This is a genomic window from Hyphomonas sp., assembly GCF_041398465.1.
Taxonomy (GTDB): Bacteria; Pseudomonadota; Alphaproteobacteria; order Caulobacterales; family Hyphomonadaceae; genus Hyphomonas.
Window position 1 is genome coordinate 418457 of the sequence record NZ_JAWKUS010000001.1, and the last position, 21474, is coordinate 439930.

The following is a 21474-nucleotide window of genomic DNA, read 5'->3' on the forward strand; positions in this document are numbered from 1 at the left end:
TACCCATGTCCGACGTATCTGGCGCCACAACCCAAACAATCGGTAGTGAGTTCAACGCCTTCATCAAGCTGCTGACTGCCCAGATCAGAAATCAGGACCCATTGTCACCGATGGACTCAACGCAGTTCGTCGACCAGCTGGCGACCTTCTCGACTCTGGAACAGCAGGTCGCCTCAAACACGCACCTGGAAAGCATCGCCGGCATGATTGGCGGGCTGCACTCCAGCATTCTTGCCGGTCAGTGGCTCGGAGAAACCGTCGCCGTCGACACATCCTGGGCGCCTTATGCCGGTGAAGGTGTGGACTTTGTCGTCGACATTCCTGAATCGACCGATGAAACCGTGCTGAAAGTACGGGATTCAAACGGCAACGAAATCTGGTCAAAAACACTGGACCCTGATGCGGCCCAGTACACCTGGAATGGTGAAACCTCCAATGGAGATCAACTCGCCGAGGACGGCGTCTACCAATTGGAAATCCAGATGTACAAGAACGGAGAAATTCAGAGGACATCCTCACCACGCCTGATCGGCACTGTGACGGGTGTTACCGCTGACGAAAACGGAACCATGCTGCTGGAAACGTCATTGAACCTGACCACAGAAATGGCAAACGTCGAAAAGTACAGCCGGTAAAAGCAAGCCGCACGCCTACCCTATCGGTGGATCAGAGATCCTGCTGCGCGATATCCACGATCAGCACGTTCTGAATACCTGAAGGCACGGCCTTCTGCAGGTTCAGCAAAACCATTGCGCGGATGGTCTCGTAGCTCTCGACATCCGTTATGTTCTCGAACGTCCGGCCATCATTGCTAAGCTCGATCAGCGTCGTCATGACATTGTCCCGGACCTTGGGTTCCATCGAGAACAATTTTTGTGAAATGCTGGAGTCGGCTTCCAGGTTGATGTTCAGGATCACCAGGCTTTCGACCTTTCGATCATGCATGATCGGCACGATGAATTCACGGGTGAACTTGAAATAGACAACATCACCGGACGCATCGCCGCCACCATGACCGCCGCCACCATGGCCCGAGGATTCCTTTTTCGCCCCGTGGGAATCTTTCTTCTTCTCGCTGCCGTGGGCATCTGCAGCCTTATGGGAATCCGCTTCATGTGCACTCGTGCCAGCCGCGGCTGTCAGGCCGTTCTTCACGAAATGTCCCGTAATGCCGCCGACGAGGATGCACACGACCGCGACCACCGCAGAGATGACATGTTTCATGCCGGTCTCCCACTCTTAGAAGGGCAGTACCTTGTCGAGGAGTTTCGGCACCGCCTTGCGCCCGTTGGGACCGGTTGTGTCACCTTGATTGACATAGGAAAGCTGGGCATCGGCGATCTTGTCATACGTTACAGTGTTGGTCCGGGTAATATCCTGGGCGCGAATGACGCCCGAGACGCTCAGATATCGGATCTCGTTACTGACCCGTGTCTGCTGATACCCCTGAATGATTAAGTTCCCGTTGGGTTCAACGCCAACAACCCGGGCTGCAAGTGTAAACGTCACTTTTTCAGCCCGGTTGACGGCGCCATTGCCGGCCATGTTCGAATTGCGCTGGAAGTCGATTGCCGGCGAAACGCTGGCCGAACCGGGCAAGGCGTTGTTCAGGACATCCGGCAATCCGAGAAGCGCATCTATACTCATATCCTCGCTTGACCCATGACTCCGGGACAGGGAGCTTTTGAGACTGGCCTGGTCATTCATTTCCACGACCACGGTCAGGAGGTCACCGACTGCTTTCGCCCGGCGCATGCTGAGGAGCGCGTTTGGGGATGTCGCCCAGAGCGACGGGTTCGGTTCGGTCACTGCATCCATGTCGACCCCTGCCCCGGCCCATGGACCTGCGTAAAGCGGGACCGGTTCCGGCTTTGGATCAGAGAGCGGTGACCCGGCACAGGCAGTGGCAGCCGTTGCGAGAATAGCCGTAGAGATGAAATTCTTCATTGCGCCAGTACCCACCCACTTTCCTGAACGATGCCCTGCACCATTTGCTTCGATTGCTGGTTCAATACGGCCACAGGCTCATTGACCCCTGCATCCCCAAGAGCCCGGCCGGATGCGGTAATTTCCAAACCGCCCTTTATGTATCTGACAGAGACGATCTGGTTACGCCGGACGACCATAGGTGCCCGCGTATTCTCAATGGTGATCGGTTTCCCTGCATAGATTGTCCGGAGAACTTCACGACCAACCAGCGGATCGCCGGAGGCATTTCCGCCATCTTCGGTCGTCGCGTTGTATGCCGTGACAGGATCGCCGGCGCGGATGACTTCTGCGGCTACGAGGGAAGACGAACCAGTGAAGGCGGTCATCATTCCAAGGCTGAGAGCGAGAATGGACATTGCGGTTACTTCACCCTCGTCGTCGCAGCGAGCATTTCATCAGATGCCGTGATCACTTTGGAATTGAGCTCGTAACCGCGCTGCGCTTCGATCAGTTCCGAGATCTCCTTGACCACGTCGACGCCAGAGCCCTCGAGAAAACCTTGCCGGATGAAGCCAGCACCCTCAGTGCCGGGAACCAATTGTGTCGGTGTGCCAGAAGCCTGTGTTTCGCGGAACAAATTGTCCCCCATCGCCTCCAGCCCCTTCTCGTTCACAAAGCGGACGAGTTGAATGTTGCCGATGGCCTGCCCTTCCGTGACGCCTTCGAAATAGGCCACGACTTCGCCATCCCGGCTGATGGAAATCTTCTGAGCATCGTCGGGAATGATGATCCCATCCGTCAGCGGGAAGCCGTCCATGGTCACGATCTGGCCGTCTTGTCCGCGGTTGAACTTGCCATCCCGCGTATACGCCGACTCGCCTGAGGGAAGCGTGATTTCGAAGTATCCTGATCCGTCGATCGCAAGATCCAGCTCTGCATCGGTCGGGTTCAGGGCCCCCTGCGTCAGTTCCATGGAAACCGTGGACGGACGCACACCGGTACCGATCTGGATACCCGCCGGTACCAGCGTCCCGACCTGAGACGTCGACGTGCCCGGCGTCAGGTACTGCTGGTACACAAGATCCGAGAATTCGGCAGACCGGGGCCTGTATGCGGCAGTACTCATGTTGGCGATGTTGTTCGAAATGACGTCGACCCGCATCTGCTGGGCGGCCATCCCCGTGGCGGCGATCTGTAGAGATTTCACGTCCTGCTCCTTCTCTTACCTGCTGCTTCTCTTGTTACCCGTTACGAACTGCGCTGATCAGCTGGTTGACGCGCTGGTCCTCGCGCTCGAACAGGGCCTGTCCGGCTTCGTAGGCGCGCTGCACTTCGATCATGCGCGCAACCTCAAGCACCGGAGAAACATTGGATTGCTCCAATGCCCCCTGAACGATCTCGTTGTTCTCTGCTGGTCTGTGTCCGTTCGGGGCGGAGAAATAGGAATTGGAATCCCGCACCAGCGTGGCCTCCTGATCGACAGTCACCACTCCGATCTGACCAACTTCCTCCGGCGGCAGGCCATCGCCAGCGCTCACCGTGACAGTCCCGTCCGCAGCAACGCGAACTTCGCTGGCGTTCTGAGGAATGTTGATCGGTGTACCGCCAGAAGTCAGAACTGCGCTGCCGTTCATGTCGACCAGTTGGCCGTCCGTAGACAGTTGGAAATGTCCCGCGCGCGTCAGGCGCTGCCCCTGCTCCGTATTGACCAGGAAGAAGCCATCCCCCTGAATTGCAAGATCGAGTTCTCCGCCGGTTATCTTGAGCGCGCCCTGCGCCATGGCGAAACTATGTCCGGCCAACCCGCCCATGGAGAGAGACGATGACTGATTGCCCGTCGCGACCAGGAATTCGCCAAAAAGAGCGCGGTCGGACTTGTAACCTGTTGTGCTGGAGTTCGCGAGGTTGTTCGCAACAACCTGCATTTCCTGCATCAGTCCCTGCTGACGGCCGAGCATGGCGTAGATGGCGTTCGACATTAGTGCGCGCCTCCGGTGACTTGTTCTGAAGAAGGCTCTGATCTGCTGAGTACAGATGCCACTTTGGACATTGCGAGTTTTGCCCGCGTCGGCTTCGCCAGATCCCTGGCTGCTGCCCGCATGGCAAAGACGCGTTCCGCGCGCTGCTTCTGCACCGGATCATTCAGGTCAGCAGCTGCGCTATAAATATAGTCTGCGACCAACCAGCGATTGGAGGCCGCATCCAGTTCGACAAGCGTCAGAATGGTTTCTGGAGTCAGCTGCAATCGGCGCTCGTAAACCCTCAAGCCGGCTGTGTCTCCTTTCCGGATCGCACTTTCCGCGGCAAGGAGGTTCAAGGCACCATTTTCAGGATAGGCCTGTGCCCAGTTCGCGACGGCATCGTAGTCACCGCTACGGTATTCCAGGCCCGCCAACTCGGAGATGACGTCGTCGTCAGCGTCTTCCCGGTTCATCAGGACGCGGGTCAGCGAAACGAGGCCAAAACGAACCGCCAATGACGCACCGGACCGGTAGAGGTGCGACCGCTCAGGCGCCTCTTCAAGAATGCTGTGGTCGGAGACCAGTGCATTGATCGCGGCGAGATTGCGTAACCGGTTGTCGCTCGCAAGGTCGCGCTCCAGGCCGCCGATGAACTGACGGCGAATTTCTCTCTGCGCCGCCTCGTTCTGCAATGCCGGCATGCCGGACAGTTCCATGATCGGCTGGTAGTGCGAGCTGCCGCTGAGTTCCTGAAGCGCGTACTGAAGACTGGCCGCAAGCTCCCGGTCATTGCCCGTCTGCCCGAACTTTTTCATGAGCTCGCCCAGAAGGATTTCCTCATGCGCATCGCTCAGCGGCTTGCCGTGACGCATGAGGACGGCGAGCGCCTGCTCCTGGAACAGGGGTTCGCTCAGGAATTTCCGAACCGACTTTTCCGCATCAGGACGATCTTGCCCGAGATCGATCACAGCCTTCACGAACTGCAGCTGCGATGCTTCGGTCACCTGTTCAGGTGTGAAGTCAGCCAGCAGTTTGACCGGAAGGATGCGTTCGCCCCGCTTGTCGAGCTGTGGAACCACCATCGCCGTCAGGTCTGCCCGCAAGCGGAAAGGTAGTTTCCGGAAGCCGTTCAGGTTTTCACTGAACGTCTCGACACCCTCGTCCTGGTCATTGGCCAGAAGCGCAGCCCCGAGCCAGACACCTGCCTCTTCGCGGCACTCCGCCAGTTTCCGGAAATAGTTCACATCTGCCGCTATGCGGTTTTCCATCAGGCTGGAAACCTTCCGGTATGCCGCGGCGACCGGCCCAGGCGTCGACTTCAACACCATCCCGGCTTCTGAATAGAGCCCGAGCGCCAGATAGGCTTTGGCAAGTTCAATGCCCGCCAGCCCTTCAGATTCACCGGAAAGGCCAGATGCACTTTCCTGAAAGGTGTAGATCTGCTGGTAGCGGTCGAACCGTTCGAATTCGCCGAAATCCAGCGGATAAGGCCCATCGCAATCGATTTCGACCGGAAAAGGCGCGGCCTGCCGCCGGCGCACGCCCTCCGGCAACGCGTCTTCTTCCGCATGGGCTTCTGCTTCCGGTTCTAGATGTCCGGTCGGCGTGAGGAGTCCCTCGTCGATGGCATCGCGTACGAACTGATCCAGTTCGCTCGCCAGCTGGGTCGGCGCCCCCTCTTCCGCATTGCTTGCAACTTCGGTGTTCTCACGCGCAAGTGATACCGGCGCGAGGTAGCTGCATAGCAGAAGGAGGAGGCAAAGCCGCTTCATGCCGCCTTTTTCAGCTCCCGGATTGCCTGCTCAACATCATCGAAGGTGGGGCGAACGCGCGCTGGCGCATGGCGCCGGGCCACCTCGACAGAGATGTTGACCGGGTTGTGATGAAGGTTGGACACGAGAAGCCCGCCAATCGTGGCATAAAAGAAGTGCTCTTCGGTACGGTTGTGCTTCACCTTGTTGGCAAATGGCCCGACAATCCCGTAGGCAAGGAAAACGCCGAGGAATGTACCAACGAGCGCGCCGCCGATCATGCCGCCGAGAATTTCGGGTGGCTTGTCGATGGCAGCCATTGTCTTGATCACACCGAGAACGGCCGCCACGATTCCGAGTGCCGGAAGCGCATCGGCCATGTTCTGAAGCGCATGGGCACCGTGCAGGCTGTCTTCCTGCAGACCCTCCAGCTGTGCTTCCAGAAGTTCTTCGACCTGATGAACATTGTCGAAGTTCATGATCATCGAGCGGATCGTATCGCAGATCATCTCGACAGCAGAATGGTCCTTCAGGATTTTCGGATACTTCGCGAAGATCTCGGACTCGTTGGGCGCTTCGATGTGCGGCTCAATATCAACCGGGTTCTGCTTCAGCACATTCAGCAGCTCATGCATCAGGCACAACAGATCCTGATAATCCTGCTTCTTCCACTTCGGTCCTTTGAACACCGACACAATATCGCCAACGGTGTGCTTGATCGTCGTCAAATCATTGGCCGCAAGGAACGCACCAAGTGCCGCGCCCCCAATCATCATGCCCTCGAAAGGAAGAGCATGCGTGATGATTTCCATTTTGCCGCCGGCGAGAAGGTAGCCGCCAAACACCATGGCAACCGTCACCAGCATCCCTATAATTGCATTCACTGCTCAACTCCCCTCTAGCAATCCCGATACGGATGATTGCTATGAATCCACGATTTCCTGCGCAAAACTTTCAGAGATCGGCGTCTTGAGTTTCAACGCCTTCTGGCGTTTCCAGACGCCGAGTTCACCCGACCCGATATCGACACTTCCGTTCACCGTATCCGCCGTCAGCGACAGCCTGCTGGCGTCCGCGCCGGCGAGTGGCAACACGGTACCGACTTCCAGCTTGGCGCATTCGCCGATGGTCAGGGCCAGGCGATCCAGCACCGCATCCAATGTTGTCGTGGATGCAAGAATGCTGTTGCTCAGCGACCTCTGACTGTGGCCCCGGGCATTTGCTTTTTGCTCAGCCGCAGCCCGTTTTGTGGAAACGGTAAATTGTTGCATGAATTCAAAGGCAAAGGCGAACCAAATGCTGGAGACTTCGTCGTCCAGCTTGAGCTGGTATTCCACCAGCAGATAACGGCTGTTCGAATCGAAACTGCCGACCGCGCCAGCCGGGTCTGCCGTGGAGGTGACGCCCTCGCCCGTCTTGATCACGGTTGCGGCGACCTGGCCGCCAAGATCCAACCCGGCCTGTTCTGCAAGAAGTTTCAGGAACAAGGGCGACGCATCACCAAGGCTTTCGGCGTCCTGATTCATGCGCACGGCCGCATTGCGGATGGCCCCGGCCGCGTCCATGGCAATGCCCGCCAAGCCCGGTGACGTTTTGGCGGCAAAGTAAAAGCCGGTTTCAGTTTCCAGTTTCTTCTGAGCCTGCTGACCGGTCACGACCCGTCGGCTGCTCTGCGTGACATCCGGCAGAATTCCATAGGTGTCTGCCGCCCAGTTCCGGGTGCAGGTCTGCAATTGCAGCCAGAATTGCTGCAATTGCATGATGCTTGGCGGAATACCCGCTCCAGCGTCGATCTTTTTCCGCAGAACTGCAGACACAGTTTGCCACCTATTAATAAAACGTACCGTCCCGTTAACCAGTGATGGTGGGTGACCGGTTGAAAAACCATTAACGGCCCGGAGCAAGTTAACCATCGGCTCCGCAGCGTTCCTTCATGGCTGTCTGTTAGAGAGTGCCTACTGCTTCAAGTGGTTAGGGTTAATGGGTACTAAGCAACAGCCTGTCGTTCACACGACAATCATCAAGCGGAAGAAGGTCGTCAAAGGCGACGGGCACCATGGCGGTGCCTGGAAAGTCGCTTATGCAGACTTCGTGACCGCGATGATGGCGTTCTTTCTTCTGATGTGGCTGCTCAACGCCACGACGGAAGAACAGCGCAAGGGTATTGCCGACTACTTCAACCCGACCATTCCGATCAGCCGCATCTCCGGTGGCGGCTCGGATGGGCTCAATGGGTCTTCGATCTTCACCGAAGAGACCTACGCAAAAATGGGTACCGGCGCATCAAGGTCGAAGTCCATCGACTCTCACGGGTCGAAAGACAAGACGGATGAACGCGCCATCACGGCTCAGCTGGAAGACCTGAAAAAGGGCCTGACTGAGGACGGCCATCAGATTTCCGAGCACATGCTCATCAAGATGTCTCCGGAAGGGATCGTGGTTGAAATAACGGATTCGGCCCAGACCCCCCTCTTCCCGGTAGGGTCCAGCCACCCGTCTGAACTTCTGGCCGACCTGATGGGACAGGTCGCCGGATCCTTCGGCAGCTTTGAAAACCAGGTAAAGATTGTCGGCCATACGGACAATCGCACCTACAGGAATGCTGCTGTCTACGACAACTGGAACCTGTCTGCCGATCGCGCGAACACCGCCCGCCGGCTTCTGGTCAGGTCCGGCATGCCCGCTGACCGTATTCGGGAGGTTTCCGGGAAAGCCGATTCCGAACCTCTGGTTCCGGAAGATCCTTCCGCACCTCAGAACCGGCGGATTTCGATTACCATCCTGACCCAATAAATTTACCAGGTTAAGGCGGATTATCTCGTCATTAACCAACGAGAATTACTCATGGTTGCGTCACTTTGCAGGAGCAACCGACATGAGCATTTCTTCGTCCCTGAATGCGGGCGTGATGGGGTTGGGTGTCAACTCCGCCCGGCTTTCGACAATCTCCGACAACATCGCCAACTCATCGACTTACGGTTACAAGCGAAGCCAGGTCGATTTTTCGAGCATGGTGCTCCAGCAACGCTCATCGGCCTACGCGGCCGGCGGCGTGCGCGTGGATTCGTATAAGGATATTTCAGCGACGGGATCGCTCACCTCCACCGGCAACGCGACGGATATTGCGGTCGCAGGCCGCGGTCTTATCCCCGTTACGAATGAGGGCGGTGTCGGCGCAGTTCCTTCGGAACGCTCGCTCATGCTCCTGCCGACCGGCTCATTCTACACAGATCAGAATGGTTATCTCCGCACCCAAAGCGGCATGTTCCTGCTCGGTTGGCCTGCAGACTCTTCCGGAGACATCGGCAATGTCAGCCGCAATAGCGGCCTGAACCTTGAACCGGTCAACATCGCGACCTCACAGTTCACGGCTTCGCCAACCACCAGCATGGAACTCGGCATCAACCTTCCGGCCGACGCCACGAACACTGGCGGCTCCGGCGAGCCCTATCTGCTCCCGATCGAATACTTTGATAACCTCGGCCGCGCGCAGACCCTGACGATGGAATTTACGCCTTCGGTCCCAGGCAGCGGCTCCTCGAATGAATGGGACGTGCAGTTCTTCGATAGCGCTGGCGACCCGCTCACCTCCATCGGTGACCTCAATCTCGTATTCGATGACACGGCGGCAAACGGTGGCCGGATCGATACGGCAACAGCCGGCGGTGGTGTCAGCTACAACGCCGCAACAGGCCGCTTGTCGATGACCCTGGCCCATGGCCCGATCGAGGTATTCATCGGACGTCCGGATGACAGCGCCGGGATTACGCAGCTGGCGGGCCCCTACTCCCCGACAGCCGTGACCAAGGACGGCGCCCCGCTGGGTGACCTCGCATCGGTTGAGATCGATGAGAATGGCTATCTCCAGGCGGTGTATGACACCGGCCTCCGCCGGACGCTTTACCAGATCCCGGTGGGCGACGTTCCGAACATGAATGGCCTCACAGCACTCGACGGCCAGGCCTTCTCGGTCTCGTCTTCATCTGGCAGCCTTTACCTGTGGGATGGCGGCACCGGCCCGGTCGGCACGGTTTCCGGCTACTCGCTCATGGAGTCGACCACGGACATCGCCGCGGAACTGACCGATCTCATCGAGACCCAGCGGGCTTATTCTTCCAATGCGAAGATCGTCCAGACGGTCGATGAGATGCTGCAGGAAACCACGAACCTGAAGCGCTAATCCACGCTTGAACGGGACGGCACGTAAGTGACCATATCCAGCGCTATCCAAGCGGCACAGTCAGGCCTTCGGATCACAAGTCTGAAGGCCGACGTCGTCGCCACGAACGTCTCGAATTCGACGACGGCGGGCTATGTCCGCCGTTCGCTCGTTGTGGCCGAGAACATCCTGGGCGGCGCAACCACAGGCGTTCGCTCTCTCGGCATTACCCGGGCTGGCGATGAGGCCATGTCGGCGGAACGCAGGTCACTCGGCAGCGACCTCTCGCAGGCGGATCTGTTTGCATCGACCTGGAACACCATCTCCGCCCGCGTTGGAAACACCGCGGATGGTTCAGGCTTGTTCGGCCTGTTCTCGAACTTCGAGAGCGCCCTGTCCAATCTGACCTTATCGCCGGAATCCGGTTCGGACATGACCGCCACGCTTCAGGCGGCCAATTCCCTGGTGAAAGAATTCAATGCCCTTTCCGATTTCGCCACGTCCCTGCGCGCGGAGACGGACCACGAAATTGCGAGCGGCGTGGATACCGTCAACGCGGCTCTGAAGGGCATCGAGGAAATCAACGGAAAGCTCGCCCGGATCGACCGCACCAGCGGCCAGGCGGCAGCCCTGATTGATGAACGCGGTCGGTTGCTCGATCAGATTTCGGAATATTTGCCCGTACAGACCGTTCCCCGTCAGAGCGGCGGCATCGATATCGTGACCCAGGAAGGCGTCTACCTCCTTCAGACAACCGCCAAGCAAATAGAATTCACCCCCTCGACCGTCTTTGGTCCTTCTCAGACACTCGCAGGCGGTGGCTTGTCCGGCATCACGGTGGACGGCATTTCCATTACGCCCGGAACATCCTCCTACGGTGCAGTTTCCAGCGGTATGTTCGGCGCGCTGTTCACGCTTCGCGATACAGACCTTCCCGCATTCAGCGACCAGCTCGATACGCTCGCAGGCGATCTCATTGCCCGCCTTTCCGACGACTCCATCGACCCGACAAAAGCGCCGGGTGAACAAGGCTTGTTCGTAGATTCTGACGGCTCCGGCGATCCGGGCCTTGCCGGACGGCTTGCAATTAATCCAGCCATCGACCCCAGCCAGGGCGGCAGCATGTGGCGTCTTCGGGACGGTATTGGCGCCGCCAGTGAAGGCGCCTCAGGCAATGCAACCATCCTGCAGAACATGCTGGACGCAATCACAACCGTCCGTCCCATGAATTCCGGCGGCTTTCAGGGCAGCTATTCTTCGAGTGAATTGCTCGCCCAGTTTGCATCCACAACCGGTCAGAAGCGGGTCAACCACGAAGCGATCCTTTCGTCGACATCGTCGCAATACACGATCATGGCGGAAGCAGAAGTTTCCGAAACGGGCGTCGATGTCGACCAGCAGATGCAGGATCTTCTGATCATCGAGCAGGCTTATGCCGCAAACGCCCGTGTGATCGAAATCGCCAGCAATATGATCGACCGGCTGATGGAGATCTGATGACATGCGCCTGAGCCTTCCTATCCACCATATTTCGTCCGGTCTTAGTGAAACGATTGTCCGGCTGCGCGACCGGATCGACACGACATCCGAGGAAGCCGTTACGGGCCGCTACAAGGACATGACCGCGCATCTGTCCGGCCGTATTGGCAAGGCCATGCTCGGACAAAAGGCCATCGACGATGTTGCGAACGAGCGGACCCAGCTGACCCTCAAGGAAACCAGGCTGGACATCATCCAGCAGTCCCTGACGGCCATCGATGACAATATCGGCCAACTCGGCGTTCGCATGAAAGCTGCGCTCGGCTCTGAAGACTTTACTGCGAGAGAAGCGGTGGTGCGCGATGCGAAGGCTGCCATTGCCTCCACATTTTCGGTGCTCAACACGAGACACGGCGAACGCTATCTCTTTTCCGGAGACGCCACCAACACCAAGCCTATGGGCGATGTGGACACATTTCTGGCCGATGTGCGGTCCATGGCGGCGTCGGCGACCGATGCCGCAGACTTCGCAACACAAATGGACGCCTACTTCAACACGCCCGGCACCGGCTGGCAGGCCAATGTCTATTCAGGCACAGCGACAGCGTCCGATCCGGCTGGCGTGACAGGAACCGATCCGGAAATCACCAAGACCGTCTGGGGCCTGGCAGTCCTCGCCTTGTCCGGATCCGATGAAACTCTGGCCCTTTTTGATGGCAAGAGCGACGCGCTCATTCAGGCAACGGACACGTTGGCCGATGGCCAGGCGGCGCTCACGAACGCCCGCGCTGAACGCGGAATACTCCAGGCACAGATCGAATCTTCCAAGAGCGCGCTCGATTTGGAGGAGACTGTGCTCACGCAGTCCTTCAATCAGATGACGGCGCGCGACCAATACGAAGCGGCATCAGAACTGAAACAGCTCGAAACCAGTCTGGAAGCCTCCTACACACTTACTGCCAGGCTGGCCAATCTCAGCCTGCTGAACTTTATGAGGTAGTGCCATGAAATGGTCCGCCCTGATCCTCGCCGCCTTTTCTGCTGCGACACTGGCTTTTTCCACCAGCGCAGAAACCCGCATCCGGGATATCGTGGATGTGGAAGGCATCCGCCAGAACGACCTGGTTGGCTACGGCATCGTTGTTGGCCTCAACGGCACCGGCGATACGGTGAAGAATTCCCCCTTCACCGAAGATTCCCTCTCCTACATGCTTGAACGTCTGGGCGTGAATGTTCAGGGCGAGGAAATCAAACCCAAGAACGTCGCCGCCGTGCTTGTAACGGCCACGCTTCCCTCCTTCTCCCGGTCCGGATCCAGCGTCGACGTGACGGTCGCTTCCATTGGCGATGCCAAAAGCCTCGAAGGCGGTACGCTCATTCTCACCCCCCTCAAAGGCGCAGACAATGAAGTCTACGCGGTGGCGCAAGGCTCCATCATCGTCAGCGGCATTGATGTCCAGGCCGCAGGCGCCCGTGAAACGCGCGGCACACCAACAACAGGTGCCGTGCCGAACGGTGCGCGCGTGGAACGGGAACTCGCATACGATTTCAACCAGCGTGACCATCTGACACTGGCCCTGCGCAGCCCGGACTTCACGACAGCTGCCCGGATCGAAGATGTCATCAACGGCCGGGTTGGCAGCCCTATCGCCTTCATGCGCGACCCCGGAACGGTGGAGCTGAATATTGCATCGCTCCAGGTCTCCCCTGCTCGCCTGCTGGCGGAGATCGAAAACCTGACGGTGCCGGTGAATGCCCCTGCCCGCATCGTCATTGACGAAAAGTCCGGCACGATTGTGATGGGAGAAGATGTAACCATCTCCCGCGTTGCCATCGCGCAGGGCAATATTTCGATCAAGATTTCCGAAACGCCAGTCGCTTCACAGCCGGCTCCTTTCTCGCGTGGTGAAACACAGGTGCTACCACGCTCTGAAATCTCCATCGGCCAGACAGGTAGCGGAAACATTGCCATGCTGCAGCCAAACGTGACCTTGTCGGAACTGATTTCCGGCCTGAACGCCCTTGGGGTGACACCCCAGGAGATGGCGGACATCATCCGTTCAATGAAAACGGCTGGAGCCATCCACGCTGAGCTGGTCATTCGATAGATAGATTATGCGGTCGCCGATTGCGGAAAGGATGCCTCAGGCGTCCTTATCCGCATTGCGCTCCAGCACGATCAGTTCGCGCCGCTTGAGGCCCATCAGGACGTTCAGGAATTCTCGCTGAACTGTTTCTGCCGCTTCCGGATCGAGGGGCTTCACGCCGCCAAGGTCATCGCGGTACTGGTCCGCCATGCGAGAGGAAATATTTCCGAGCAAGTAATCCGCAACGGCACTATTGCTCCCCTGCAGGGTGCTGAGCAGCTTGAGCAGGAAAGATTGATCGACTTCGCGGAATACGACCGGCACAGCATTTTTCGGCAACAGGTCTGGCAGACCTTCGATCGTGAAGATCGATTTTTCGATCCCTTCCAGCTTGTCCTGATGCTTGGACCGCAGGAACGCGACCAGGCTGTCACGTTTTTCAGTTGAGATAAGGCTGAGCAGCTCTCCGACGGAGGCAAGATTGGTACCCTCCTCCTCGGCTTCTTCCTGAACAGCGTTGAGGAATTCCATCTCGACCATGCGTCCAAGCACCTGGTCGACGCCCGGGTCCGTTTTACGCGGCTCGACCATATGCCCGATCATGGGCCCCAGCTTTTCGCCCTCCATATGCCCCAGGACTTCGGAGGATACCGAGACATCGAGCTTCTGGAGGATCAGCGCAATCAGGTTCGGAGACAGACGCGAGAGATAGGTCGCGATTTGCTTCGGATCCTTGCGCTCCAGGCGTTCCCAGACGCCGAGTTCTTCTTCGTCCTCATTGTTGTCCGCTCCGGATGTCCCTTCATTGAAGAGCAAGCTGAGGCGCTCGGAGCCCACGACCCCTGACAACACTTCCTTCGCGCGCGTCCGGCCGCCCCGCATGGCGCCGTTCGTTTTGCGCAGATGTCCGATGAAATCCATGACGATCTCGACGAGTTCGTCGCGGGTCAGCATGGAAATGTTTTCGAGCGCCGAAGCGACCTTCGCCAACGCGGCGTCATCAAGTTTTTCGACGATCGGCTTCGCAGCACTCTCTCCCAGCAGCGCGATGATCACAGCAGCGCGCTGGGCGGAGCTGATCGGTGCAGGCTGAGGCGCGACAACCCCCATCTTTTGCGCGCGGCGCGCGGGGAGGCTCTCAACATTGGAAGCGGATCGGGCTGAGCTCATCCTGCATATCCGCGCAAAATGGCTTCTGTAATCTTAAGCCAGCCGTCGGCCAGAACAAAAAAACCGAGCTTGAATGGAAGGGACACCACCGTAGGCGGCACCATCATCATGCCAACCGCCATCAGCACAGAGGCGACCACAAGGTCGATCACCATGAATGGCAGGAAAATGACGAAGCCGATCTGAAAGGCATGTTTGACTTCGGACAGCATGAAACCCGTTGCAAGCAGCGGAAAGGAGGGTGCCTCCCCCTCAGCGAGCGGGCGGTTCAGGGCGTCACTCAGGACATAGAGCGTTTCCGGCTCCGTCCGATTTGTCATGAAGGTCCGGAACGGGTCTGTGGTCATGACCCAGGCCTGCTCCTCGGTCAGCACGCCATCCATGTAGGGCGAAATGCCATTATCCCAGGCATTCGTGAAAACCGGCTCCATGACGAAAAAGGTCAGGAACATGGCCAGTGCCATGATCATCATGTTCGGCGGGGCCTGCTGAACCCCGACGGCTTGCCGCATGAACGAGAAAACGATCACCATGAACGGCAAGCACGTCACCATCATCGCGATGGCTGGCACGAGGCTGAGAACGGATACCAGCAGGAAAAGCTGGATCACCGAGCGGCTGAGGCCACCTTGCCCGTTCCCGTTCAGGACATCATTCAGGCTGGGCACCGGATCGAGCTGCGGCACACCCTGCGCGTGCGCGGCGAGCCCGAAGCCCGCCGCGGCAATCATCATCAGAACGCTGAAGCGGAGGAAAACGCCCCCTGCCCTAGCCCAGATCATCGTAGGATTGCTCCGGTATCTCCGTGATTTTCACACCCAGCGTGCCATCGTCCGTTTCCACAAGTTCACCCTTTGCGATGATCTTGTTGTCGATGGTCAGATCGACCGGGTCCTCGATACGGGATGTCAGCGGGACAATCGATTCCGGCTGCAGGTCGAGAATTTCGGAGACGCTTAGGCGCGCCTGCCCGATCGAGACAGTCACAGTGACCGGAACACTGAAAATGGTACGGCGATGCTGGTTTGCCGAGGAAGGATCACGGCGCTCAACATCTACAGGCTTTGGTTCAGCTTCCATTGGGACGGCCATGAGTCTACTCCTCGATCATGGTGTGAGAGGGATCCAGATGGGTGAGGCACGCAGCCAGCAGGCCCTCGAAATCAAACGTGACGCCGCCGGTTTTCCACGAAACGAGTACCTGCGGCTCATCCTCTGAGGCAGCTGGCGCAAGCTTGCACCGTCCGGACAGGGACGCTTCATTCGCTATGATTGGATCCAGCTTATCGAGCATTTGTTGCTGCGCGCGGATCTCAAACGATGGCACGGATGCCGGGATCAGCTTCGGAAGATGCCGGGCGATTTCCTCTGCCAGGAACTCCCGGGACAATTCAGGAAAAAGACGCGCGGCAAGCGCCTGGGTGACCTGCATCGATTGATCACGCGCCTCGCTTTCGATGCGGGCCAGCGCGGAAGAAAGTTGCGAGATCAGACTTTCGACCTGCGCATGCGAAGGGCTCAGGTCTTCACCGGTCGCCTGATCGTCTTCGACAGCCTCTTCCGGTTGGGGCGGGGACGCTGCCGGGCGAGCCGCAGCCGCCTGCATCTGTCCGAGCATGCGCTTCAACTGCTCTGCGGGATGGGTTTGAGCATCCCCGTCAAACCGCGGCAAATTGGAGAGAAGCGCGCTACTCATTCACAGCGACCTTCCGGTCTTCGTTCAGCCATTCCTGCAGGATTGCGGCAGCATCATCCTGCCGCTCTGTCGCGTAGTCTTTCAATGACACGAAAGGATCGGCGGCAATCGCATCGAGGCTACCCGGGTCTGAATCATCCAATGACAGGGCATTGGTCTTGGGTTGCTTCAGCATCGGCCGGATCACGCCAAGCGCGAGCACAATAACAACAAGACCCAGAATAAGGATCTGGATGCCTGACCAGAGGTAGCGCTCCATCAACTGGTCCATCATGCTGGGGCCAGTCGTCAGCTCTTCGACAGGTGCGGCCTGGAAGGGCATGAATTCAACGGTCAGATTGTCCCCCCGCCCCTGATCAAGTCCCACAGCTGAAATCACCAGCTGGCGAAAGTCAGCGACCATCTGATCATTGACGGTGGCAGCATCCGCCGCAGACGGATCCAGCCCAAGCACCTGATCATTGACGAGAACCGCAACCGAAATCCGTTCCACCTGCCCCGGCAGACGCTCTGTTTCAGTGCGGGTTTCGTTGATTTCGTAGGACACCGATTCCGACGAATTCTTGACCGTGCTGTTGCTCTGACTGCCGGAAGGTGCACTTCCTTGCGGCAAGTTGCTCGACACGGTCAGCGCGCCTGACGTTCCGCCACTGGTCTCAGCCACGTCACCTGTCGTGCGTGTACGAACAACACGCGAATCCGGGTCATATGTGACGGCAGACGTCCGCTGGCGTTCGTGATTCACATCAACGGAAACCGAGACGCGAGCGTTCCCCGGACCGACGCGTGCTTCCAGCAGGCGCAGGATCTTCTGTTCCAGTTGGGATTCCTGTGTTTCCGCTTTCACGCCCGATTGCTCTGCGGAGACAACGCCAGGCCCAGCCAGAATACCCTTGTTGAGATCGATGACAGCAACCTCATCCGGGCTCAGTCCGGAGACTGCCAGAGCAACCAGGTACTGGATACCCTGAGCCTGGCTGCTCGTAAGATCATGTGAGGAGGAGAGGGTCACCGAAGCCGTTTGTGCCGGGTCGGATCGCGCGAAACCAGATCGCAGGCTCGCGCCGATATGCACCCGCGCCGACTGGATCCCGGGGACCGCAAGAATGGTTCGCGTCAGTTCGCCTTCTTTCGCGCGCCAATAAGCGGCGTTGTACATCTCGGACGTAACGGAAAACCCGTTGACGTTGTCCAGAAGTTCATAGCCCTGAACTGACTGTTTCGGCAGTCCGTCCCGGGCAAGCGCAAAGCGCACCGAATCGCGATCCTTCTGTGGAACCAGAATGGAATCGCCCTTGATTTCGTACCGCGTGCCGCGCTTGTCGAGTTCGTCGATGATCTCGCCGGTCACGGAAGCATCGAGCCCCGAGTACAACAGGCCCATCGGTTGTTTCATTGCCCCCTGCACCATGACGCTCATGATGCCGATGACACCCAGCACGGAGACCGCCAGCATGATTTGCCGGCTGACTGGCAGGGCACGAAGATTGGCGATGAAGTTCATAAATCAGGTTTTCCCGTATCTGGGCGGATCGGTGGAATGGTTAATATCTGACCGGAAATTCTTAACGGTTCCTTTACCCGAAGCCTTGTTTAAGGAGCATCGGGAGTCTTGGGGTAGCCGGGAAGTTGATGGCGAAGAAAGATGCTGCAAAAGCTGGCGATCAGGCCGCAGATGGCGGCCTTGAGACCAGTGGGAAGAAGTCGGGTGGCGGGTTCGTCGGCCTGGCGATTCTTGCCGTGGGTGCCATGACCAGCTCGTTTGCAACCGTTTATGTTCTGGCTGCCGATCCACCAACGGGCCCGGCCTGTCCGGCGCCTGATGCCGGGCCGGCAATCGAACCCATTGCCCAGCAGGACCAGACCTATGTGGAACTGCACGACATCCTGATCACGATCGGGAGTGAACCGGCGACCCGATACCTGAAGATGAAGGTATCGATTGTTACGGACAACAATGGCGCAGGTATGGTTAGCAAAGCCGAGCCTGTGCTGATCGATGCATTTACCAACTACCTGCGTTCCGTCGAACTGAGCGATTTCGAAAACCCCGATTTCTATGCCCACATGCGCGAACAGCTGAGCCGCCGTTCTGAGCTCGTGCTGGGCGGAGGTGTCTCCGAAGGCGTCCTGATTACAGAATTCCTGTTGAGATGAGCCCCATGCAGATTCAAGCCACCGATATCGCCATCATCCTCGTATCCTTTGCGGCCTGTGTTTACTGCTTCGTGCTGAACCGCCGGCTGAAAGCCCTGCAGGACACGCGCGACGGTCTCGGCGCGACGATCATGGCCATGTCCAAATCCATCGCCGCCATGTCCAGCTCCACCAAGGAAACCCGGTCGCACGTCGGCGAAATGGCCGCGCGGCTGGCAACCCAGCTGGAAGACGCAAAACAGACCTGCGCCCGGCTGGAGGAACTGAAAATCTCTCTGGAAGCAACGCAAAAGGACGCGGTCGACCAGGTCACGGCGTCCCAGGCTGAACTCAGTACGATGATGCGGATCATTCTCGATCAGTCCAAGACCCGCATCATGGAAATGAACCGCGTCATGCAGGACATGCGCGAAATGACCGAAGCCGCCGACGAAGATTATCGCCCCCTCGCCCAAAGCACCGGGCGCTGATCTCGCAAGACACGAAACGGGTAGCCTGCCATGAAGTCGCTCAACAACAGCCGGTCCTACGTCCTTCTCACCCTGGGATTCCTGTTTACGCTTGGCGCTGCTGTCCGGTTCCTGCCCAGCAACCTTGCGATTGCGGAAAGCCCTCTAAAGCCTGCGCATCCTGCCGAGACAGGAGACCATGCACCAGCAACCGCTCCCATCGCGTCCGGCACCAAGCAAATCGACCAGGTCTGCTTTACTGCCGAAACAGCGGCGCTTCTGGCGGATGACCAGAAAAAGCTGAAACAACAACAGGCTGCCTTGCAGGAGCTGGAGCTTGAATTGCTCGCCCGCCAGCAGGAACTCGACCGGCGCGCAGCGGATCTGCAGGCCGTTGAAGCGACACTTCAGGACCGTTGGGGCCAGCTTCAGGACGCTTCAAACGATGACATGGATCATCTGGCCCGCATGTACGGCACGATGAAACCGGACCAGGCGGCGTCGATCTTCAACCAGATGGATTCCGACTTCGCGGCTGGTTTCCTCCGCCTCATGCGCTCCGAACAGGCCGGAATGATTCTCGCCGGCATGGAGACCAAGAAGGCCTATGCTGTCAGCCTGCGCCTCGCGGCGATGAACGAAGACGTCCGGAACTCGTCCAGCACCGAATAGATTCGATTGTCTGTTCCTTCCAAGATAGACTCACTTTGATGTGTCCTGTAACGATAGCACTAGCTATCAAAAATACGATCCGGGTAACGGACGGGGAGACAAATGGTGAGGACTTTCTCAGCGACGCTGCTGCTGGCGTGCATTTGCGCCTGTTCCCGGGGTGTGGGTGGAAATGCCCCTCCGGAAATTGTTGAGCCTGACGCCCCCCACATTGCCCTCGCCGAAACGCTGGTTCCTTCCGACCCAACGCTTGCTGCAACCTACGAACGCTCCTGCCGAGCCTGTCATGCCCTGAACGGACTTGGCGCCCCCCTCACGGGACATTCCGCAGCCTGGACACCGCGCTTTGAGGCGCGTGGAACGGATGGCCTGCTCGCCTCGGTTCACTCCGGACGTGGCGCGATGCCCGCCATGGGGTACTGCGCCGACTGTACCGACGATGACTTTCGCGCACTGATCCAGTTCATGTCAGCGGAGGGCCAGCCATGAGCACCACCCGGCGCGCTATCCTGCTTGGAACCGCAGGCCTCGCTGCAGCCGCCGCGATTCCCGGCGTCCAGTATGCGAGCTGGAGCATGAAGGACTTCACCCGCGACGGGTATAGTCCTGACTTGCCCCCTGCTCCGGAGGGGGAAGTCGCCTGGTCCAACTGGTCCGGCATTCAGCAGTCCACACCTGACCGCATCGCGGTGCCGGCAACGGAGGCGGAGCTTGCCGAGGCCCTCTCGACGGCGCGCCGCGTGCGGCCGGTGGGTAGCGGACACTCCTTCACCGGTCTCGTTCCATCCGAACACCTGATCATGGATGCCAGTCGCTTTTCGGGCCTGATTTCCGCCGAAACCGAGACGGGCCTCGCCACGATTGGTGCCGGCACCCGTATTCGTCAGGCCGCACGCGAGCTGGATGAAGCGGGCCTGGCACTGCTGAACCTGCCAGACGTCGATGTTCAGACACTGGCCGGGTCTTTTTCCACATCCACACATGGCACGGGTCGGACACTTCAGCCGTTACATTCACACATCGAAGGCTTCCGGATCGTCACGGCGGACGGGACGGCGCGTGATGTAACAGCCGCCTCTGACCCGGAGCTATTCGCGGCCGGCCAGGTGTCGCTCGGGGCGCTGGGGGTCATCACGCAATACACGCTGAAATGTGTGCCAGCCTACAATCTGAAACGCCGGGTTTGGGTCGAAGAGCTGGATTCGCTGCTGGATAGAGTTATGGACCTGTCGCAGCAGCACCGGAATTTCGAATTCTACTATTTTCCGTTCACGGGATATGCTGCGGGAATATCGCACGACATATTCGAAGGCGACATCACAGGCCGGGTGCCCGATGAGGATGAAGACACGCTGACCGGCCTCAAGCAATTGCGGGATGTGTTCGGCTGGTCTTCCTGGCTGCGCAGACGCGTCGCTGCGGGCAGCCTGCCCAAGGGCCTGGTCGAGGAAAGTTCGGATGCCTATTGGAAACTGCTTTCCACGGCGCGCCCAACCAAGTTCAACGAGATGGAATATCATATCCCGCTCGATAACGGGCTTGCCTGCCTGCGAGAGATAATTGCCGCACTGGAATCCCGGAACAACACGTTCTTCCCGATGGAAATCCGGATCACCGCGCCTGACAATGCCTGGCTGAGCCCGTTCAATGACGGGCCACGCATGTCGATCGCAACGCATGCCGCTGTGGACGAAGCATACGATTACTTCTTCACAGACCTTGAACCCATCCACCGCGCTCATCGCGGGCGGCCTCATTGGGGCAAGTTGCACTCCCTCGGAAAGGACGACCTGCTTTCCCTATATCCGGATTTCCAGAACTTCCTTGATCTGCGCGCCTCGCTCGATCCGGATGGGAAGTTCCTGAACCCCCATCTTGCGCATCTGTTCGGAGTGGATTTCGATGCCTGAGCTGTCACGCCGTACCCTGTTTCTGGGCGGCGCAGCCGTCGCCGCCGGAGGAGC

The 21474-nt window shown here is 58.6% G+C and carries 24 protein-coding genes; 11 read left to right on the top strand and 13 right to left on the bottom strand.

From position 1 onward, the window contains the following. Positions 1-5 precede the first annotated feature (5 nt). Positions 6-635, top strand: coding sequence for a flagellar hook assembly protein FlgD (locus tag R3C98_RS01985; protein ID WP_371312449.1), 630 nt, complete (start codon positions 6-8; stop codon positions 633-635). Between the two features lie 31 nt (positions 636-666). On the opposite strand, the gene R3C98_RS01990 is transcribed toward R3C98_RS01985, so the two are convergent. The 8 genes from R3C98_RS01990 to R3C98_RS02025 are packed head-to-tail and all read right to left on the bottom strand — an operon-like array spanning position 667 to position 7554. Continuing rightward, positions 667-1224 carry a hypothetical protein gene (locus R3C98_RS01990; protein WP_371312450.1) on the bottom strand — a complete coding sequence of 186 codons (558 nt, stop codon included), beginning with the start codon at positions 1222-1224 and terminating at the stop codon, positions 667-669. 15 nt (positions 1225-1239) lie between these two features. After that, positions 1240-1947 (bottom strand): flagellar basal body L-ring protein FlgH, encoded by a 708-nt coding sequence (locus tag R3C98_RS01995; RefSeq protein ID WP_371312451.1) that lies wholly within the window; start codon positions 1945-1947, stop codon positions 1240-1242. Next, on the bottom strand, positions 1944-2345 hold the full coding sequence (gene flgA, locus R3C98_RS02000; RefSeq protein WP_371312452.1) for a flagellar basal body P-ring formation chaperone FlgA: 402 nt from the start codon (positions 2343-2345) through the stop codon (positions 1944-1946). Before flgA ends, R3C98_RS01995 begins: the two co-directional genes overlap by 4 nt. Before the next feature lie 5 nt (positions 2346-2350). Next, a complete protein-coding gene (gene flgG / locus R3C98_RS02005; RefSeq protein ID WP_371312453.1) occupies positions 2351-3136 on the bottom strand; it encodes a flagellar basal-body rod protein FlgG in 786 nt (261 codons plus the stop codon). A gap of 34 nt (positions 3137-3170) precedes the next feature. Then, positions 3171-3908, bottom strand: coding sequence for a flagellar hook-basal body complex protein (locus tag R3C98_RS02010; RefSeq protein ID WP_371312454.1), 738 nt, complete (start codon positions 3906-3908; stop codon positions 3171-3173). Next, a complete protein-coding gene (locus tag R3C98_RS02015; protein ID WP_371312455.1) occupies positions 3908-5662 on the bottom strand; it encodes a hypothetical protein in 1755 nt (584 codons plus the stop codon). Before R3C98_RS02015 ends, R3C98_RS02010 begins: the two co-directional genes overlap by 1 nt. Continuing rightward, positions 5659-6525 carry a flagellar motor stator protein MotA gene (motA, locus tag R3C98_RS02020; protein ID WP_371312456.1) on the bottom strand — a complete coding sequence of 289 codons (867 nt, stop codon included), beginning with the start codon at positions 6523-6525 and terminating at the stop codon, positions 5659-5661. Before motA ends, R3C98_RS02015 begins: the two co-directional genes overlap by 4 nt. Before the next feature lie 39 nt (positions 6526-6564). Then, positions 6565-7554, bottom strand: coding sequence for a FliM/FliN family flagellar motor switch protein (locus tag R3C98_RS02025; RefSeq protein ID WP_371312457.1), 990 nt, complete (start codon positions 7552-7554; stop codon positions 6565-6567). 67 nt (positions 7555-7621) lie between these two features. Here R3C98_RS02025 and R3C98_RS02030 point away from each other — a divergent pair, with 67 nt between their 5' ends. The 5 genes from R3C98_RS02030 (at position 7622) to R3C98_RS02050 (ending at position 13387) form a co-directional block, all read left to right on the top strand. Next, on the top strand, positions 7622-8434 hold the full coding sequence (locus R3C98_RS02030; protein ID WP_371312458.1) for a flagellar motor protein MotB: 813 nt from the start codon (positions 7622-7624) through the stop codon (positions 8432-8434). Positions 8435-8516: 82 nt separating this feature from the next. Beyond that, entirely contained in the window at positions 8517-9821 is a 1305-nt protein-coding gene (locus tag R3C98_RS02035; RefSeq protein ID WP_371312459.1) for a flagellar hook protein FlgE, read from the top strand. 27 nt (positions 9822-9848) lie between these two features. Beyond that, positions 9849-11297, top strand: a complete 1449-nt coding sequence (gene flgK / locus R3C98_RS02040; RefSeq protein WP_371312460.1) for a flagellar hook-associated protein FlgK — start codon at positions 9849-9851, stop codon at positions 11295-11297. A gap of 4 nt (positions 11298-11301) precedes the next feature. Beyond that, the gene (locus R3C98_RS02045) at positions 11302-12279 is read left to right on the top strand and encodes a flagellin (RefSeq protein ID WP_371312461.1); all 978 of its coding nucleotides are present in this window, start codon (positions 11302-11304) and stop codon (positions 12277-12279) included. Between the two features lie 4 nt (positions 12280-12283). Next, complete coding sequence (locus tag R3C98_RS02050) at positions 12284-13387, top strand: flagellar basal body P-ring protein FlgI (protein WP_371312462.1); 1104 nt, start codon at positions 12284-12286, stop codon at positions 13385-13387. Positions 13388-13423: 36 nt separating this feature from the next. Here the strand turns inward: R3C98_RS02050 and R3C98_RS02055 are convergent, their stop codons facing one another. Genes R3C98_RS02055 through fliF form a run of 5 tightly spaced genes read right to left on the bottom strand, consistent with a single transcriptional unit; the run spans position 13424 to position 17736 of the window. Next, a complete protein-coding gene (locus R3C98_RS02055; RefSeq protein WP_371312463.1) occupies positions 13424-14536 on the bottom strand; it encodes a FliG C-terminal domain-containing protein in 1113 nt (370 codons plus the stop codon). After that, on the bottom strand, positions 14533-15318 hold the full coding sequence (locus R3C98_RS02060) for a flagellar type III secretion system pore protein FliP (RefSeq protein ID WP_371312464.1): 786 nt from the start codon (positions 15316-15318) through the stop codon (positions 14533-14535). The genes R3C98_RS02055 and R3C98_RS02060 overlap by 4 nt, the downstream gene beginning before the upstream one ends. Continuing rightward, positions 15305-15628, bottom strand: coding sequence for a FliM/FliN family flagellar motor switch protein (locus R3C98_RS02065; protein ID WP_371312465.1), 324 nt, complete (start codon positions 15626-15628; stop codon positions 15305-15307). The genes R3C98_RS02060 and R3C98_RS02065 overlap by 14 nt, the downstream gene beginning before the upstream one ends. A gap of 4 nt (positions 15629-15632) precedes the next feature. Next, positions 15633-16232: a hypothetical protein gene (locus tag R3C98_RS02070; protein WP_371312466.1), complete on the bottom strand. Its 600-nt coding sequence runs from the start codon at positions 16230-16232 to the stop codon at positions 15633-15635. Next, entirely contained in the window at positions 16225-17736 is a 1512-nt protein-coding gene (gene fliF / locus R3C98_RS02075; RefSeq protein WP_371312467.1) for a flagellar basal-body MS-ring/collar protein FliF, read from the bottom strand. The genes R3C98_RS02070 and fliF overlap by 8 nt, the downstream gene beginning before the upstream one ends. Before the next feature lie 128 nt (positions 17737-17864). Here fliF and fliL point away from each other — a divergent pair, with 128 nt between their 5' ends. The 5 genes from fliL to R3C98_RS02100 all read left to right on the top strand — a co-directional run bounded on the left by fliL (position 17865) and on the right by R3C98_RS02100 (position 21420). Further along, on the top strand, positions 17865-18389 hold the full coding sequence (gene fliL / locus R3C98_RS02080; protein WP_371312468.1) for a flagellar basal body-associated protein FliL: 525 nt from the start codon (positions 17865-17867) through the stop codon (positions 18387-18389). A gap of 5 nt (positions 18390-18394) precedes the next feature. After that, entirely contained in the window at positions 18395-18859 is a 465-nt protein-coding gene (locus R3C98_RS02085; RefSeq protein ID WP_371312469.1) for a DUF6468 domain-containing protein, read from the top strand. Between the two features lie 30 nt (positions 18860-18889). After that, positions 18890-19510 carry a MotE family protein gene (locus tag R3C98_RS02090; RefSeq protein WP_371312470.1) on the top strand — a complete coding sequence of 207 codons (621 nt, stop codon included), beginning with the start codon at positions 18890-18892 and terminating at the stop codon, positions 19508-19510. Between the two features lie 102 nt (positions 19511-19612). Next, positions 19613-19999: a cytochrome c5 family protein gene (locus R3C98_RS02095; protein WP_371312471.1), complete on the top strand. Its 387-nt coding sequence runs from the start codon at positions 19613-19615 to the stop codon at positions 19997-19999. After that, the gene (locus R3C98_RS02100) at positions 19996-21420 is read left to right on the top strand and encodes a D-arabinono-1,4-lactone oxidase (protein ID WP_371312472.1); all 1425 of its coding nucleotides are present in this window, start codon (positions 19996-19998) and stop codon (positions 21418-21420) included. Before R3C98_RS02095 ends, R3C98_RS02100 begins: the two co-directional genes overlap by 4 nt. Positions 21421-21474 lie beyond the last annotated feature (54 nt).

Excerpts from the sequence above, each read along its gene's own strand:
- R3C98_RS01985 (WP_371312449.1), top strand. The coding sequence starts at position 6 with ATGTCCGACGTATCTGGCGCCACAACCCAAACAATCGGTAGTGAGTTC.
- R3C98_RS01990 (WP_371312450.1), bottom strand. The coding sequence starts at position 1,224 with ATGAAACATGTCATCTCTGCGGTGGTCGCGGTCGTGTGCATCCTCGTC.
- R3C98_RS01995 (WP_371312451.1), bottom strand. The coding sequence starts at position 1,947 with ATGAAGAATTTCATCTCTACGGCTATTCTCGCAACGGCTGCCACTGCC.
- flgA (WP_371312452.1), bottom strand. The coding sequence starts at position 2,345 with ATGTCCATTCTCGCTCTCAGCCTTGGAATGATGACCGCCTTCACTGGT.
- R3C98_RS02010 (WP_371312454.1), bottom strand. The coding sequence starts at position 3,908 with ATGTCGAACGCCATCTACGCCATGCTCGGCCGTCAGCAGGGACTGATG.
- R3C98_RS02015 (WP_371312455.1), bottom strand. The coding sequence starts at position 5,662 with ATGAAGCGGCTTTGCCTCCTCCTTCTGCTATGCAGCTACCTCGCGCCG.
- R3C98_RS02025 (WP_371312457.1), bottom strand. The coding sequence starts at position 7,554 with ATGGTTAACTTGCTCCGGGCCGTTAATGGTTTTTCAACCGGTCACCCA.
- R3C98_RS02030 (WP_371312458.1), top strand. The coding sequence starts at position 7,622 with ATGGGTACTAAGCAACAGCCTGTCGTTCACACGACAATCATCAAGCGG.
- R3C98_RS02035 (WP_371312459.1), top strand. The coding sequence starts at position 8,517 with ATGAGCATTTCTTCGTCCCTGAATGCGGGCGTGATGGGGTTGGGTGTC.
- R3C98_RS02045 (WP_371312461.1), top strand. The coding sequence starts at position 11,302 with ATGCGCCTGAGCCTTCCTATCCACCATATTTCGTCCGGTCTTAGTGAA.
- R3C98_RS02050 (WP_371312462.1), top strand. The coding sequence starts at position 12,284 with ATGAAATGGTCCGCCCTGATCCTCGCCGCCTTTTCTGCTGCGACACTG.
- R3C98_RS02055 (WP_371312463.1), bottom strand. The coding sequence starts at position 14,536 with ATGAGCTCAGCCCGATCCGCTTCCAATGTTGAGAGCCTCCCCGCGCGC.
- R3C98_RS02060 (WP_371312464.1), bottom strand. The coding sequence starts at position 15,318 with ATGATCTGGGCTAGGGCAGGGGGCGTTTTCCTCCGCTTCAGCGTTCTG.
- R3C98_RS02065 (WP_371312465.1), bottom strand. The coding sequence starts at position 15,628 with ATGGCCGTCCCAATGGAAGCTGAACCAAAGCCTGTAGATGTTGAGCGC.
- R3C98_RS02070 (WP_371312466.1), bottom strand. The coding sequence starts at position 16,232 with ATGAGTAGCGCGCTTCTCTCCAATTTGCCGCGGTTTGACGGGGATGCT.
- fliF (WP_371312467.1), bottom strand. The coding sequence starts at position 17,736 with ATGAACTTCATCGCCAATCTTCGTGCCCTGCCAGTCAGCCGGCAAATC.
- fliL (WP_371312468.1), top strand. The coding sequence starts at position 17,865 with ATGGCGAAGAAAGATGCTGCAAAAGCTGGCGATCAGGCCGCAGATGGC.
- R3C98_RS02085 (WP_371312469.1), top strand. The coding sequence starts at position 18,395 with ATGCAGATTCAAGCCACCGATATCGCCATCATCCTCGTATCCTTTGCG.
- R3C98_RS02090 (WP_371312470.1), top strand. The coding sequence starts at position 18,890 with ATGAAGTCGCTCAACAACAGCCGGTCCTACGTCCTTCTCACCCTGGGA.
- R3C98_RS02095 (WP_371312471.1), top strand. The coding sequence starts at position 19,613 with ATGGTGAGGACTTTCTCAGCGACGCTGCTGCTGGCGTGCATTTGCGCC.
- R3C98_RS02100 (WP_371312472.1), top strand. The coding sequence starts at position 19,996 with ATGAGCACCACCCGGCGCGCTATCCTGCTTGGAACCGCAGGCCTCGCT.